Raw genomic sequence first — 13,832 nt, forward strand, 5'->3', positions numbered from 1 at the left:
CATGGCACCTTCGCGCTCGAAGCGGGTCGTATCGTAGAAGATTTCGGCGGCCTTGGCCCCCTTAAGGCAGTTGGTCTTTTTCAGCAGGAAACGGGATTCAAAAGCGTTTGCGCCTAGGCGCTGGCACTGCCTGGAGATGAACCGATAGGGATCGGCGAGGAGAGAAAGGGTTTCGTCCGGGCCTTTCGTGTGTGGTGTCTTAGGCATGACCGGTCCGGTGATTGTTGGGTCTCCTTTGATTAACTCGGAGGAATATCACGGGTTGCAGGCTCACGACAGGTGACGAACGAGGACGATCAGGGCGGAGCAGGCGCGGCCGAGGCGTTCGAGGCCATGCGCGGCGAGCTGGCGCTGCGCCGTGGAGGGCTTGGCGGCCGAGCGCGGCGATCGACATACCCGACCATACCGAGACGCTTGGCGTGCTCCAGCAGAACGTGAACACGGCAGGCGAGAACGTCGCGCGCATCGGCCAATTCCTGAAAGCGGCCCCGGCGCTGGCGATGACGCCGGAACAGATGGCGCAGCGCATCGCCGCGGCGGGCAGCGCCGCCCGGCGCGAGGATCAGGCGGCGCTCGCCAAGGCGGGCGAGGACAAGGCCCGCATCATGGCCGATCTTCGCGCCATCGCCGGGTCCGCATGGACACGCGCCGACCAGAAGAATCGGCAGCTATGGTTTGCCCTGGGTGGGGTGGCGGCCGGCATCCTCGCATGGGCGATCGTGCCGGGCCTGGTCGCGCGCGAGATCGCACCGGCGAGCTGGCAATGGCCCGAGCGCATGGCGGCGCGGACGCTCGACTTGCCCCGCTGGGAAGCCGGGCAGCGTATGATCCAGAGCGCCAGTCCCACCGCGTTCCGCGCCATCGTCGGGGCCGACAGGATCGTGACGGCCAACCGCGCGGCGATCGAGGGGTGCGGCAAAGCCGCAGCGCGAAACGCGTGAAACGGTGCGACGCACGATCACGCTCAAGTGGAGTAAAAGTTAGCCGCGCAAGTTATTCAGCCAAGCGTTCGATGATCGGACAATCAGGCCGATCATCGCCATGACAGGCTTGGGCGAGCCCGGTAAGCGAGCGGCGCATGGCGTCCAAGACGCGGACCTTGCGGCCCAGTTCGGCAGCGCGGGCTTCCGCCAGCGTCTTCACTTCCGCGCTCGACCGATCGCGATCCGACCACAGCCCCAGCAGCGTGCGGATTTCCTCGATCGGGAACCCCAGGTCGCGCGCGTTGGCGATAAATCGCAGCCGATGAACGTCAGCGTCGGCGTAGTCCCGGTAGTTCCCGCGCCGTGGCGGCGCGGGCACCAAACCAATCTTTTCATAGTGGCGGATCATGCGTTGGGAGACGCCGCTGGCGTCCGACGCCGCTCCGATGTTCACAGCTTTACCGCGTTGAGCCGCAGTGCGTTCAGGACCACGGTGAAGGACGAGAGCGCCATCGCTGCACCGGCCAGCATCGGCGACAGCAGGATACCGGCAACCGGGTAAAGCACGCCGGCCGCAACCGGCACGCCGATTCCGTTGAACAAGAACGAGAAGAACAGGTTTTGGCGGATATTTCGCATCGTCGCGCGAGCGAGCTTGCGGGCGCGCACGATCGCCGAGAGATCGCCGCGCGTGAGCGTCATGCCGGCGCTTTCGATCGCCACGTCTGTTCCCGTTCCCATCGCCAAGCCGACATCCGCGGCGGCGAGCGCCGGGGCGTCGTTGATCCCATCGCCCGCCATTGCGACCCTTGCGCCGCTCGCTTTCAGCTCGCCGATGATACGCGCCTTGTCTTCCGGCAGCAGATCGGCGCGCACGTCATCAAGACCGCCCACGGCGCGCGCGACAGCATCGGCCGTCCCACGATTGTCGCCGGTGAGCATGACGACCCGCAGGCCCTCCTTGCGAAGCGCGGCAATAGCGTCGCGCGCCGATGCGCGCACCGGATCGGCGACTGCGAGCAGACCGGCGAGCGCCCCGTCGATCGCGACGAGGATGATGCCCGCGCCTTCGCCACGGTGACGATCGGCCGCGGCGTCGACCGGCTTGAGATCAGCGCCGATCCGGCTCATTTGCACCGCATTGCCAATCACGACCGAGCGGCCGCCCACCGTGGCGCTGACACCCAGCCCGGTTTGCGAGGCAAAGTCCGCGACTGTGCCGAGCTGCAATCCTCGTTCTTTGGCGGCAACGACGATTGCGTGCGCGAGCGGATGTTCGGATTGGCCTTCGACGGCCGCGGCAAGCGCGAGCATGTCGTTCTCTCCGACCGCGCTGACCGTCTCGACCGCGATCAGCTTGGGCTTGCCTTCCGTGAGCGTACCCGTCTTGTCGATGACAAGGGTATCGACCTTTTCCAGCCCCTGTAAGGCTTCCGCGTTCTTCACCAGCACGCCGGCCTGAGCGCCGCGTCCCGTGCCGACCATGATCGACATGGGCGTGGCGAGCCCGAGCGCGCACGGGCAGGCGATCACCAGCACTGCGATGGCGTTAAGCAGGGCATGGCCCATGCGCGGCTCAGGGCCGACCAGCGACCAAGTGATGAAGGTCGCAATCGAGATCAGCACGACGAGCGGCACGAACCATCCTGAAACCCGATCGGCGACCGCCTGTATCGGGGCGCGGCTTCGCTGCGCTTCCGCGACCATGCGGACGATACGCGCGAGCATCGTGTCCGAACCAACCGCGCGGGCTTCCATCACCAGGCTGCCCGTCCCGTTGACGGTGCCCCCGGTAACGATCGCCTCGACTTCCTTGAGGACCGGCGCGGGTTCGCCGGTGAGCATGGCTTCGTCGACCGACGAACGACCCTCGACCACGACGCCATCGACCGGGATGGCTTCACCGGGGCGGACCCGCAGCCGGTCACCGGTTGCCACGTCGGCAAGCCCGACTTCTTCTTCAGAACCGTCAGGCTGCAAGCGTCGCGCCGTCTTGGGGGCGAGATCCATGAGAGCGCGGATCGCGCGCCCTGTCGCCGCCCTAGCGCGCAGTTCGAGCACTTGCCCGAGCAGCACCAGTGTCACCACGACGCCGGCCGCCTCGTAATAGACGGGAACCATGCTCCCATGCGTGCGGAAGGTCGCTGGCAAGATGCCCGGCGCGAGCGTCGCGACCACGCTATAGAGGAAGGCGGCACCTACGCCGATCGCGATCAGTGTGAACATATTGAGATGGCGGGTACGAAGCGATGTCCACCCCCGCTCGAAAAACGGCCAGCCCGCCCACAGCACGATCGGCGCGGTGAGTGCGAGCTGGACCCAAGGCGAGGCCGCAGGGCTAACCACATGCAGGCCTAACATTTCCGCGAACATCGAGACGACGAGCAGCGGGATCGTGAGCGCGCCCGCCACCCACAGTCGGCGCGTGAAGTCGACCAGCTCAGGGTTGGGAGTATCGTCGAGCGACGGTTCTTCGGGTTCGAGCGCCATGCCGCAGATTGGGCAAGTTCCCGGCCCTTCCTGGCGAATTTGCGGGTGCATCGGGCACGTCCACATCGCCCCCGGCGTCGCCATCGGCTCCGGTTTCGGCTTATCGCTCAGATAGGCGTCAGGATTGGCGACAAACTTGCTCCGGCACCCTGCGCTACAGAAATGATAGGCATGACCAGCGTGCTCGGCATGGTGTGTCGTTTTTGCGGGATCGACCGTCATGCCGCACACCGCGTCGATCACTGCTGCTGCGGCATCGTTGTCCTTACTGCCCGAGCAGCAGCCGCCCGCTTCGGTGTGATGATGTTCGTGCTCGATCTTTGCGGGAGCGGCCGAGCCGCCCCCGCAACAGGATGAGGGCGTGGAGACCGATTCAGGCGCAGGCTTCGAACAGCCGCAACCCCCGGCTTGGGAATGGGAATGAGGGTCGTTCATGGCAAGACTCCTTCGACCCGAGAGCATGTAGGGTATGACACCGTGTTAGGGTCAAGGCCCTGTCGGCACCGCTGGCGTGTATGTTGAATCTACGCGCGGGAGCGGCGTTGCCCTCATATTGCGGGGGCCAGCTCTACACCCTCGACGCCATAAGGGCCGCAGCTTAGGTCTATTACTAGCTCGCCAAACGCGGGCCGGGGGCAATCGGGGACATATGGCAGCGCAGATCGACAGTCTTTCTACTGGCACCGACCATGACGGCCTGGTGCGCCGCTTAATTGCCCGCTGGCGTGACGATCAGGGCGCGACCTATCGGAGCTGGTTTCTTTGGGACGAGCGGTTGAAGAACTTCCGATCAATCCGGCGCGGCATCACCCAGGTTGTCGGCGAGATCGAGCGCGGCACGTTCGGCGTCGCCTACCGCGGATCGTCGCTCGAAACCGTCGTCCATTCCGTCGCCGAGCAGCGGCAAATCTTCAAGGGCGCGGACCATGCGTTCCTCTGGAAGCCGAAGCTCCGCATCCCCGACATTTACGAGAGCCCCGACAATCAGCGCGCGTTCGGCCGCTTGCTCGACGCCTGTTCCTGTTGCGACACGGCCGAGGAGATCATCAGCCATATCCACGCGATCGACCGTTTGAAGATCAAGGGGCTGGGTCCGGCGGTCGCCAACCTCCTCTACTTCCTTCACCCGACGCTGGTGCCGCCCTTCAACACCGCAATCGTTAAGGGCTACAACGCGCTGACGGGGGCGAATGTGAAGCTCGGGAGCTGGGAGCATTTTCTGGCGATGCGGACCGGCATCCTCGATCTCAACGACCGCTTCCGCGAGCTGCTATCGAATGATTTAGGCGCGATCGGCGGTCTGTTGTTCGACATCGGCTCCGATCGCTATCCGGCTCCGCCCCTCGACGTGAGCGGCGCGACGCTGGCGAGCTGGGGGCAGCGGCTTGAGGCGGCGCGCGAGGAAGCGCGCACGCTCAGCAAGGCCGCTCAGCGCGAGGGCGAGAACGAGCGCACCCATACCGAAATCCAGGCATGGCTTCGCGATCTAGGGTTGGCGCTCGGCTATGACGTATGGATCGCCGCGAACGACCGCAGCCGCGCCTTCGACGGATCACCCTTGGGCGCAGGATGCCTTGAGCGCCTGCCCGACACGATCGCGACGTCGAAGGGCGCTGACTCGATCCGGCTGATCGACGTGCTGTGGCTTGAGAAGGCCGGCGATCATGTCGCCGCGGCGTTCGAGGTGGAGCATTCGACCTCGATCTATTCGGGCATCGTCAGGATGCTCGACCTGGCCTTGAGCGGTGGCGACCTTCACGCGACCGCGGGGCTGTTCCTTGTCGCGCCCGACGCGCGCGAGACGGACGTTCGCGCGCAGTTGCAGCGGCCCGCGTTCAGCCGCGTAGCCGACCTCGACATATCCTACCTGCCCTATGGCGAGCTGGAGAAGAACCGGGAGGCCATCGCGCGGTTCGGATCGGGACTGAAAGCGATCAAGGCCGTTTCCAGCAAGCTCGCCTAGCCCGCTCCGCGCAAGGGATGATCCGGAGAGCCGCGTATCCTCTAGCATGTAGAGGAGTGCTGCCGTGACGATGCCATCCCCGGCCCCCTGGCTCGACGCCGTGCTGATCGGGTGGTTCGTGCTGACCGCCCTTTCGGTCGCTTACGTCGCGTGGGATGCCTTCACCCGCAACCCCGAGCTGCGCGTGATGAAATGGGGGTGGCTGTTGGTCACGCTCTATGGTGGCCCGATCATGGCCGCGGCCTATGTCCTGTCCTGCCAGGAGCCGGCGAACGAGCGGCACGAGGATTTCGTTCGACCGCTCTGGAAGCAGGCGTTCGGCTCGGCCATCCATTGCATGGCGGGCGATGCAACCGGCGTCATCGCCGCAGCCGCGATCACCACGGCGCTCGGCCTGCCGATGTGGCAGGACGTGATCGCGGAATATGTGTTCGGCTTCGCGTTCGGACTGCTGATTTTCCAGGCGCTTTTCATGCGCGACATGGCGGGCGGTTCCTATTGGGGCGCGCTTCGCATGTCGTTCATCCCCGAATGGCTGTCGATGAATGCCGTCATGGCCGGCATGATCCCGACGATGGTGGTGTTGATGAGCCGCGACATGGCCGCGATGCACGCCAGCTCGCTCCGCTTTTGGGGCGTCATGTCGCTGGCGACACTCGTCGGGTTCGCAGTCGCCTATCCGATCAACCTTTGGCTGGTTGGCGTGCGCTTGAAGCACGGCATGGGCACGGTGCGCGCGCTGGGGCATGGCGGACACGAAGTCGGCGCGGACCGGCAATCGGCCACGCCGATGCCGGACATGGGACACGACGCAATGGCAGGGATGAGCGGCATGGCGGCCGGCGCGCGCGTGACCGGACCTCAGATCGCCGCGATGACAGTGTTGACGCTCATCATGCTTGGCGCGGGCATCATCGTTGCGACGCTGTTCGGTCGGTGGGCCATGTAACTTGCCGCGAACGACGGAGATCGCGGCAAGGGGTGATCGCGCGGCGCGCGTATCTAGGAACAGGCGGGGGCTCATACGGAGATAATGCGATGCACCAGATCGACCCCGGCATGAAGGCGTGCATGGACGCCTGCCACGAATGCCATGTGACCTGTCTTCACATGGCGATGAACCATTGCCTCGAAATGGGCGGCCAGCACGCCGCGCCCGAGCATATGAAGATCATGGCCGACTGCGCGCAAATTTGCGCGGTTGCGATCGACTTCATGGCGCGCAAGTCCGCCCACCATCAGCATATCTGCCGCGAGTGTGCCGAGATCTGCCGGGCTTGCGCAGCGAGCTGCGAGGCCCTGGGCGGCATGGAGGATTGCGTGGCAGCGTGCCGGAAGTGCGCCGATTCCTGCGATCGGATGGCGGCATAGCGGGGCTTGCGCGGGCGGTCGCCCGCCCGCGCAGCTATCTGCATATCAACGGCCCATGCTCGCGATCACAGCGAACAGCTCGGCCGTGAACTTGGTCAGGAGCTCGGTCGCTGCGCTCCCGAAAATCACCAAACATACGCCTAGCGCGATCAGCTTAGGCACGAAGCTCAGCGTCTGTTCGCTAATCGACGTCGCCGCCTGGATGATGCTGATTATCAGCCCGACGATCATCATCGGCACGAGCAGCACCACGCAGATCAGGCCGGCCACGGCCAGCATCCTCCCCGTCTCGTCGAGCAGGATCGACTGATCCATCAGGCGCGGCCCCGTGAACGGCCGGGGACCGCGAGGGCTCCCCGGCCGCGCATCACATCGCCGATGCAGGCGGCGCGAGCGTCCCGAGCCAGGCGATCAGCCCGAGAACCGCGATGACACAGGCGGTTTCGATCGCCAGACTTGTCCGCAGCGCGCCGAGGGCGCCCTTGTGATCGTCCGCTGCGATCGACCGCTCGAATGCCGGCGTGAGCCGGAAGCGGTTGAGCGAGGCGAGCCCTAGCATGGCGACGAACAGCGCCAGCTTTGCGATCAGGAGCTGACCATAGAGCGTCGCAGGAAGCGTGGCGAGGTTGCCGATCCCGACCAGCATCCAGCCGTTGACCAGGCCGGTGACGAGGATCGTGCCGACCACAACCGTCCCGATCGCGCCGAACCCGTGCAGCGCGCGGTGCGTCAGCCCCAGATGCGCCGCGTCTACGCGCGCCGCGGGTCGGGAGACGAGCAGGAGCAGCCCCAGTAGTGCGCCAACCCAAGCGCCCGAGGCGATCAGATGGAGAATGTCGACGATGAGGTGGACCCAGCCCATCACGGCTTCGTCCATCGCGCCGTGTCCGGTCCACGCCAGCGTTGCGAGTGCCACGGCCGAGCAGAGCGCGACGATGCTCAGCCAGATGCCGCGCCCGCCCGCGACCAGCGCTGCCAGCGCCGCGAGGGCCACCATGACCATGCGCAGCTTCCATGCTGCTCCGATCGCAGAGCCGGTGAGCAGCGCGCCGACTGCTTCACGGTCGATCGGCCAGGCCGGCGTTCCGGCCATTGAGGAGGCCATCAGCACGACCCAGGCGCCTGAAAACAACAGGCTCAGGCCAGCGCTGGCGATGAACCAGGGACGCAGCGCGAGCGCGTCGCCGCGCTCGCGCGCCCGCAGCCCATAAAGGCTGAATGCGGCAAGGCCGAACAGCGCAGCCAGCGTCACGTAGAGCGCGAAGCGGACGCCGATAAGCGACCAGTCCCCCATCGCCTCACTTCACCGCGAAGACGTAGGTTCCTGCGACCTTGTGGGTGTCGGTCGAGACGACATTCCACGCGACGCTATACCGACCCGATGGGAGCGGCGATTTCGGGGTGATGACGAGGGTCCGGCCATCGGACGAGAGCGCGGAGGCGCTGGCCATCTTCATGGCTGCCATGCCGGGCATCGCTGCCATCGTGAGATCGGCCTTGGAGAAGGCTGGCATCAGCTTCTCGCTGAAATGAAGTTCGATACGAGCGGGCTTCGCGACCGTCGCATTGGCGGCCGGCGATGCCGACACCAGCTTAGGATGGGCGTTCGCCGTTCCGGCGAACATGACGAGAGCGGCAGCAGCAGTCAGAACGGATAGGCGGCGCATAGGGGGCCTTTCGACAGGAGGGTTCCTGTCCTTCATTACGCGCCCCGATCGACCACCCCTCACGGATGGATTTGAGGGATGGGCGCGTCGCTTGCGTAATCCATGCTAGAGGGGTGGAGTGAACGACATGGACCTCGACGCAGTATTGATGAGGCTGGCGCAAGCACCCGTGCCCGCGAGCCTTGATGGCATGGAAGATCGCGTGCTGGCGCGGGTCGCCGCACGTCCAGCGGCGCGCGCCGGCTTAGGCGTTGGGGCAATGACGATCGCTGCGGCGCTCGTCATGGGCATCTTCGGTGCCGGTGTGCCCGCGAAGGAAGCCAGCGCGGCTTCGCTATCGCCCTTGGGGCCGGTGTCGCCGCTCGCGCCCTCCACGCTGCTCGTCGGCGTGCAATGAGCGGCCGCATCCGCCTTCTGCTTGGCATTGTCGCGTGCTTCATCGCCGCGATCATCGGTGTGTTCGTGGGGCGGGCGCTACTTCCGCCACGTGCCCAGCCCGGCTCGGAGCTGCACGACGTGCTGCATCATAAGCTGGCGCTGGACGCCAACCAGGAAGCGCGACTTGAAGTGCTGGAGCAGCGTTTCGCCGTGCAGCGGCGCGCATTCGAGCTGGAATTGCGGGCGAACAATGCCCGGCTCGCTGAAGCGATCGAGGCCGAGCATGGCAACGGGCCGCGCGTCGCCGCAGCGGTCGACCAGAGCCACGCCGTCATGGGCGAGCTCCAGAAAGCGACGCTGGCGCACATCTTCGCCATGCGCCAGCTCTTGCGGCCCAATCAGACCGGCCAGTTCGATCAGGCCGTGGTGAAGGCGCTCACCGACGACGCACGTTGAGGTTCGGCGCGTGAGCCTCGACTGGACCACGCTTACGGACGGCGAGCTGGCGACCCTCAGCATCGCCGGGCGCGAAGCCGCCTTCGCCGAGATCATGCGCCGCCATCGGCAGTCAATCTTCCGCATGGTGCGCGCGTGCGTCGGCGAGGCCGACGAGGCGCTGGACCTTCTGCAGGAGACCTTCGTCGCGGCGCATCAGGCCCTGCCCCGCTACGACGGCGATCGATCGATGCGCGCGTGGCTATCGACGATCGCGATCAACAAGTGCCGCGATTGGGGGCGCAAGCGCACCGTGCGGCGCTTTCTGGCGTTCGCCGCACCGATCGGCGCGGAAGCCGAAGCCATTGCAGACGACCAGGTGGCGATCGACGACGCGACGGGCGACCGACAGGAACTCGACCGCGTGACGCGCGCCATTGCGGGCTTGCCGACCGCATTGAAGGAATCCTTGGTGCTGCGCACGATCGAGGGGTTGAGCCAGGCTGAAACCGCGGCAGTGTTGTCGATCAGCGAAAAGGCGGTAGAAACCCGCCTCTATCGCGCGCGATCGAAGTTGCTGGAGCGATTGGGCGGGCGCTGAGGGATAGCGCCCTGAGCTGCGTATCAAGGCTAGAGGGACACTCCCGTTCGAGAGCCTTGAGGACCGTATGAGCCGCACTATCGATCGCCGCCAGATGCTTCGCGGCGCCGCCCTTGCTGGCGGTGGCATGGCGCTGACCGCCTATATGCCCGCGTGGGCGCAGCCTGTCTCGGGCGGGATCGTCAAACCGCTGCCGACCGTCTCGGGCACTGACATCGCGCTGACGATCGACAGTTTCAGACTTCCCGTCGACGGCAAGTCGACGCCCGCAATCGGCGTCAACGGCACGGTGCCGGCCCCTCTCATTCGCTTGAAGGAGGGGCAAAAGGTCCGCCTCTCCGTCACCAACAATCTCGACGAGGACAGTTCGATCCACTGGCATGGGCTGCTCGTGCCGTTCGCGATGGACGGCGTGCCCGGCATCAGCTTCCCCGGCATCAAGGCGCGCTCGACCTTCATCTACGAGTTCCCGATCATCCAGTCGGGCACCTACTGGTATCACAGCCATTCCGGCGAGCAGGAGCAGGGCGGACTTTACGGGCCGATCGTGATCGACCCGGCCGGTGCCGATCCGATCGCGTTCGACCGCGAGCATGTGATCGTGCTGTCCGACCACAGCCAGATGACCGGCGAGCAGATTTTCCGGAAGCTGAAGCAGATGGGCGGCGCCTATTTCAACTATCAGCGGCCGACCCTCGCGGGCTTGCTCGCGGGTCGGGAAATGCCGCTCAAGGACCGGATCGAGTGGGGAAAGATGCGAATGGACCCCGCCGACATCGCCGACGTCACCGGCTCGACCTATACCTTCCTGGTCAACGGCTACGGGCCGTATGACAACTGGACGGGGCTGTTCAAGCCGGGCGAGCGGGTCCGCTTGCGGATCATCAACGCCGCGGCGCAGACCAACTTCAACGTCCGCATCCCCGACCTGCCGATGACCGTCGTGCAGGCCGATGGGCAGAATGTCCGTCCGGTGAAGATCGACGAGTTCCAGATCGGCGTTGCCGAGACGTTCGACGTGATCGTGACGCCCGAGGACCGGGCCTACAGCTTCGTCTCCGAGGCTATCGATCGCTCCGGCATGGGCCGGGCGACGCTCGCCCCGCGTGAGGGGATGGTCGCCCCGGTCCCGCCGCTTCGTCCGCGCACGCTGCTGACCATGACCGATATGGGCATGGACATGGGGAGCATGGGCGGGATGCAGGGCATGTCCGGCATGAAGGACGAGAGCCCGGTCGCCACGCGCGGGCCGGACCCCACCTTGATGCAGAACGCCTCGCGCAATCTTTGGAAGCTGACGGGCTGGAAGGGGCCGACCGATCACGGGACGGTCGCGGCAGGCGCAGCGATGGCGGGCATGTCCGGCATGTCGGGCATGGACCACAGCCAGATGGGCGGCGCTGTAATGCCCGGGATGGACCATAGCCAAATGGCAGCGGGCGGTGCTGGCATGGCCGGCATGGACCATAGTGCCATGTCGGGCGGATCGGGCCAGGCTGGCGGCATGGCCGGGATGGACCACGGGTCGGGTGGCGGCATGAACATGAACATGCGCGACCCGAAGAATGCGCCGGGCGTGAAGATGGGGCCGGGCGTGCAGACCATCTCCCCGATGCCGAAGGACCGTAGCGGTGAACCGCCCCAGGGTCTGGAGGGCCTGGATCACCGCGTCCTCACCTATCGCGACCTCGTTTCGCTCGCGCCCAACCCCGACGTGCGCGCGCCGTCGCGTCAGTTCGAGATCCATCTGACCGGTAACATGGAGCGCTACATGTGGGGCTTCGACGGGCAGAAGCTGAGCGATCCCGCCGACCCCATCCCGTTCCGCAAAGGCGAGCGGGCGCGGGTGACGTTGGTCAACGATACGATGATGCCGCACCCCATCCATCTCCACGGCCATTTCTTCGAGCTGGTGACGGGGCACGGCAATCATGCGCCGCGCAAGCACACCGTCAACGTGCCGCCTGGAGGCAAGATGACCTTTGATCTGACCGCCGATGCACCCGGCGATTGGGCGTTCCACTGTCACAATCTCTACCACATGACCGCAGGCATGATGCGCGTCGTCACCGTTCGCCCGTTCGCGGGAGAGGCGGCATGAACCGGCTGACCGCGGCGCTCGCCGCCACCACCATGCTCGGCATCGCCGGTCCTGTCGCCGCTCAGTCGATGCAGGGCATGGATCATTCGGCAATGCCGGGCATGACCATGCCGATGCCTGCGAAAAAGAAGCCGGTGGTGAAGCCCACGGCCAAAGGCAAGCCGGCCAAGACTAGGTCAGCTCCTGCGAGGCGACCATCAGCTTCGACGACGAAACGCCGCGCCGCGCCAACGGCCGGCATGAATGGTATGGATCACGGGACCATGCCGGGCATGGATCACTCGTCTATGCCCGGCATGGACCATGCGGCTCCGCAGGGCTCACAGCAGGGCATGGAAGCCATGCCGGGGATGCAGATGCCCGGAAACGGCCAAACGGTCCCTCAGGGCTCCCAGCAGCCGATGCAGGGCATGGACCATTCGGCGATGCCGGGGATGACCATGCCAGCCGACCAGCACAGCGGCCACGACATGCAGGGCATGTCGGGAATGGCCGGAATGCCAGGCATGGCGGCCGATGGGGTGCAGCAGACTGGCACCGCGCTTCCCGCAGGAAACGCCCCCGCCCCGCCCCTGCCGACCGACCATGCGGCCGACAGCGTTTACGGCGCGGACGCGATGGCGATGGGTCGCCATCACCTTCAGCAGCATCACGGCGGTCAAAACTTCAGCCAGGTGCTATTGAACCTCGCTGAGTATCAATTCCGCAACGGTCGTGACGGCTATCGCTGGGATGGCGAGGCGTGGTTCGGGGGTGACATCAACCGCCTCTTCATCAAGTCTGAGGGCGAGGGAGCCTTCCGCGAGGGCATCGAGAGCGCCGAGGTGCAGGCGCTCTATAGCCGGACCATTGGCCCTTATTTCAATCTACAAGCGGGTGTCCGCCAGGATTTGGGGCCGTCCCCGAAACGCACCTATGCGACCGTCGGGCTGGAGGGGCTGGCACCGGGCTTCTTCGAGCTAGAGGGCGCGGTATTCCTGTCCAACAAGGGCGACCTGCTAGGGCGGCTTGAGGGCTATTACGACCAGCGCATCACCCAGCGGCTGATCCTGCAACCGCGCGCCGAGCTCAATTTCGCTGCGCAGGACGTGCCGGAAAACCGGATCGGATCGGGCCTATCCAACGCCGAGCTTGGATTGCGGCTGCGTTATGAGATCCGGCGCGAGTTCGCCCCCTATGTCGGCGTGTCATGGGATCGCCGCTTCGGCGACACCGCCCGCTACGCGCGCGCCGATGGGGATCGCGCAACGTCCAAGAGCATCGTCGCCGGCGTTCGTGTCTGGTTCTGATCGATGGAGGAACAGATGGCTCAAGACGGCAGGCGCTCGATAAGGCAGCACTTCCCGAGCCTGCCGTTCGTAGGCGCCCTGGCGATCGTCCTGGCGCTGGGCGCAGCCGCGTTTATCTACCTTGGCGTGTATAACATCGCGGCCGACGAACCGCACACGCCGGCGGTCTATTCAATGCTCGAACGCCTGCGCGATCGGTCGATTGAGGCACGCGCGCGCGGCATAACACCCCCGGCCGATCTGGCATCGGCGCAGCGCGTGTCAGTCGGCGCGGGCCTTTACGGAGAAATGTGTTCCGGTTGCCATCTCGGCCCCGGCGTCGAGAAATCCGAGATGAGCCAGGGCCTCTATCCACAGGCGCCGGAACTCGCGCGCGCTCAAGATCTCACCCCCGCCCAGCAATTCTGGATCATCAAGCACGGGGTGAAGCTCAGCGCCATGCCGGCATGGGGCAAGACGCATCCCGACCCCCTAATTTGGAATATGGTCGCGTTCGTCCGCAAGCTCCCCGGCATGACGCCCGAACAGTATAAGGCACTGGTCGCGAGCGCCCCGGCCGATCACGACGAGATGATGAAGGACATGCCGGGTATGAAGTGACCCCGGCGACGAGG

The 13,832-nt window shown here is 65.7% G+C and carries 15 protein-coding genes and 1 pseudogene; 10 read left to right on the forward strand and 6 right to left on the reverse strand.

The annotated features are described in order from the left end of the window. Positions 1-207, reverse strand: a pseudogene (locus SSA01S_RS19970) (cytochrome P450); the annotation flags it as partial. Between the two features lie 212 nt (positions 208-419). Between SSA01S_RS19970 and SSA01S_RS12260 the strand changes: the two are divergent. Then, a complete protein-coding gene (locus SSA01S_RS12260) occupies positions 420-941 on the forward strand; it encodes a DUF6118 family protein (protein ID WP_017980796.1) in 522 nt (173 codons plus the stop codon). A gap of 52 nt (positions 942-993) precedes the next feature. On the opposite strand, the gene cueR is transcribed toward SSA01S_RS12260, so the two are convergent. Next, positions 994-1,377, reverse strand: a complete 384-nt coding sequence (cueR, locus tag SSA01S_RS12265; protein WP_017980795.1) for a Cu(I)-responsive transcriptional regulator — start codon at positions 1,375-1,377, stop codon at positions 994-996. Further along, entirely contained in the window at positions 1,374-3,731 is a 2,358-nt protein-coding gene (locus SSA01S_RS12270) for a heavy metal translocating P-type ATPase (protein ID WP_439951146.1), read from the reverse strand. The genes cueR and SSA01S_RS12270 overlap by 4 nt, the downstream gene beginning before the upstream one ends. Positions 3,732-4,062: 331 nt before the next feature. On the opposite strand from SSA01S_RS12270, the gene SSA01S_RS12275 reads away from it, so the two are divergent. The 3 genes from SSA01S_RS12275 (at position 4,063) to SSA01S_RS12285 (ending at position 6,747) form a co-directional block, all read left to right on the forward strand. Continuing rightward, on the forward strand, positions 4,063-5,376 hold the full coding sequence (locus SSA01S_RS12275; RefSeq protein ID WP_017980793.1) for a type II restriction enzyme NmeDI-related protein: 1,314 nt from the start codon (positions 4,063-4,065) through the stop codon (positions 5,374-5,376). Positions 5,377-5,446: 70 nt separating this feature from the next. Beyond that, complete coding sequence (locus SSA01S_RS12280) at positions 5,447-6,325, forward strand: DUF4396 domain-containing protein (RefSeq protein ID WP_017980792.1); 879 nt, start codon at positions 5,447-5,449, stop codon at positions 6,323-6,325. An 89-nt stretch (positions 6,326-6,414) separates the two neighbouring features. Beyond that, positions 6,415-6,747: a four-helix bundle copper-binding protein gene (locus SSA01S_RS12285; protein ID WP_017980791.1), complete on the forward strand. Its 333-nt coding sequence runs from the start codon at positions 6,415-6,417 to the stop codon at positions 6,745-6,747. A 45-nt stretch (positions 6,748-6,792) separates the two neighbouring features. On the opposite strand, the gene SSA01S_RS12290 is transcribed toward SSA01S_RS12285, so the two are convergent. Genes SSA01S_RS12290 through copC form a run of 3 tightly spaced genes read right to left on the reverse strand, consistent with a single transcriptional unit; the run spans position 6,793 to position 8,450 of the window. Next, positions 6,793-7,062, reverse strand: coding sequence for a flagellar biosynthetic protein FliQ (locus SSA01S_RS12290; RefSeq protein WP_017980790.1), 270 nt, complete (start codon positions 7,060-7,062; stop codon positions 6,793-6,795). Between the two features lie 52 nt (positions 7,063-7,114). Then, on the reverse strand, positions 7,115-8,041 hold the full coding sequence (copD, locus tag SSA01S_RS12295; RefSeq protein WP_017980789.1) for a copper homeostasis membrane protein CopD: 927 nt from the start codon (positions 8,039-8,041) through the stop codon (positions 7,115-7,117). Positions 8,042-8,045: 4 nt separating this feature from the next. After that, positions 8,046-8,450 (reverse strand): copper homeostasis periplasmic binding protein CopC, encoded by a 405-nt coding sequence (copC, locus tag SSA01S_RS12300; RefSeq protein WP_269147107.1) that lies wholly within the window; start codon positions 8,448-8,450, stop codon positions 8,046-8,048. Between the two features lie 91 nt (positions 8,451-8,541). On the opposite strand from copC, the gene SSA01S_RS12305 reads away from it, so the two are divergent. The 6 genes from SSA01S_RS12305 (at position 8,542) to SSA01S_RS12330 (ending at position 13,818) form a co-directional block, all read left to right on the forward strand. Then, a complete protein-coding gene (locus SSA01S_RS12305; RefSeq protein ID WP_020486670.1) occupies positions 8,542-8,811 on the forward strand; it encodes a hypothetical protein in 270 nt (89 codons plus the stop codon). Beyond that, positions 8,808-9,248 carry a periplasmic heavy metal sensor gene (locus tag SSA01S_RS12310; protein WP_017980786.1) on the forward strand — a complete coding sequence of 147 codons (441 nt, stop codon included), beginning with the start codon at positions 8,808-8,810 and terminating at the stop codon, positions 9,246-9,248. Before SSA01S_RS12305 ends, SSA01S_RS12310 begins: the two co-directional genes overlap by 4 nt. Positions 9,249-9,258: 10 nt before the next feature. Next, complete coding sequence (locus SSA01S_RS12315; protein WP_017980785.1) at positions 9,259-9,828, forward strand: RNA polymerase sigma factor; 570 nt, start codon at positions 9,259-9,261, stop codon at positions 9,826-9,828. A 67-nt stretch (positions 9,829-9,895) separates the two neighbouring features. Then, positions 9,896-11,929 (forward strand): copper resistance system multicopper oxidase, encoded by a 2,034-nt coding sequence (locus SSA01S_RS12320; protein ID WP_018251213.1) that lies wholly within the window; start codon positions 9,896-9,898, stop codon positions 11,927-11,929. Continuing rightward, positions 11,926-13,218: a copper resistance protein B gene (locus SSA01S_RS12325; protein ID WP_024310688.1), complete on the forward strand. Its 1,293-nt coding sequence runs from the start codon at positions 11,926-11,928 to the stop codon at positions 13,216-13,218. The genes SSA01S_RS12320 and SSA01S_RS12325 overlap by 4 nt, the downstream gene beginning before the upstream one ends. A gap of 15 nt (positions 13,219-13,233) precedes the next feature. After that, positions 13,234-13,818 carry a c-type cytochrome gene (locus SSA01S_RS12330; protein WP_024310687.1) on the forward strand — a complete coding sequence of 195 codons (585 nt, stop codon included), beginning with the start codon at positions 13,234-13,236 and terminating at the stop codon, positions 13,816-13,818. Positions 13,819-13,832 lie beyond the last annotated feature (14 nt).

The sequence above is a fragment of the Sphingomonas sanguinis NBRC 13937 genome (assembly GCF_001591005.1).
Classification (GTDB): domain Bacteria; phylum Pseudomonadota; class Alphaproteobacteria; order Sphingomonadales; family Sphingomonadaceae; genus Sphingomonas; species Sphingomonas sanguinis.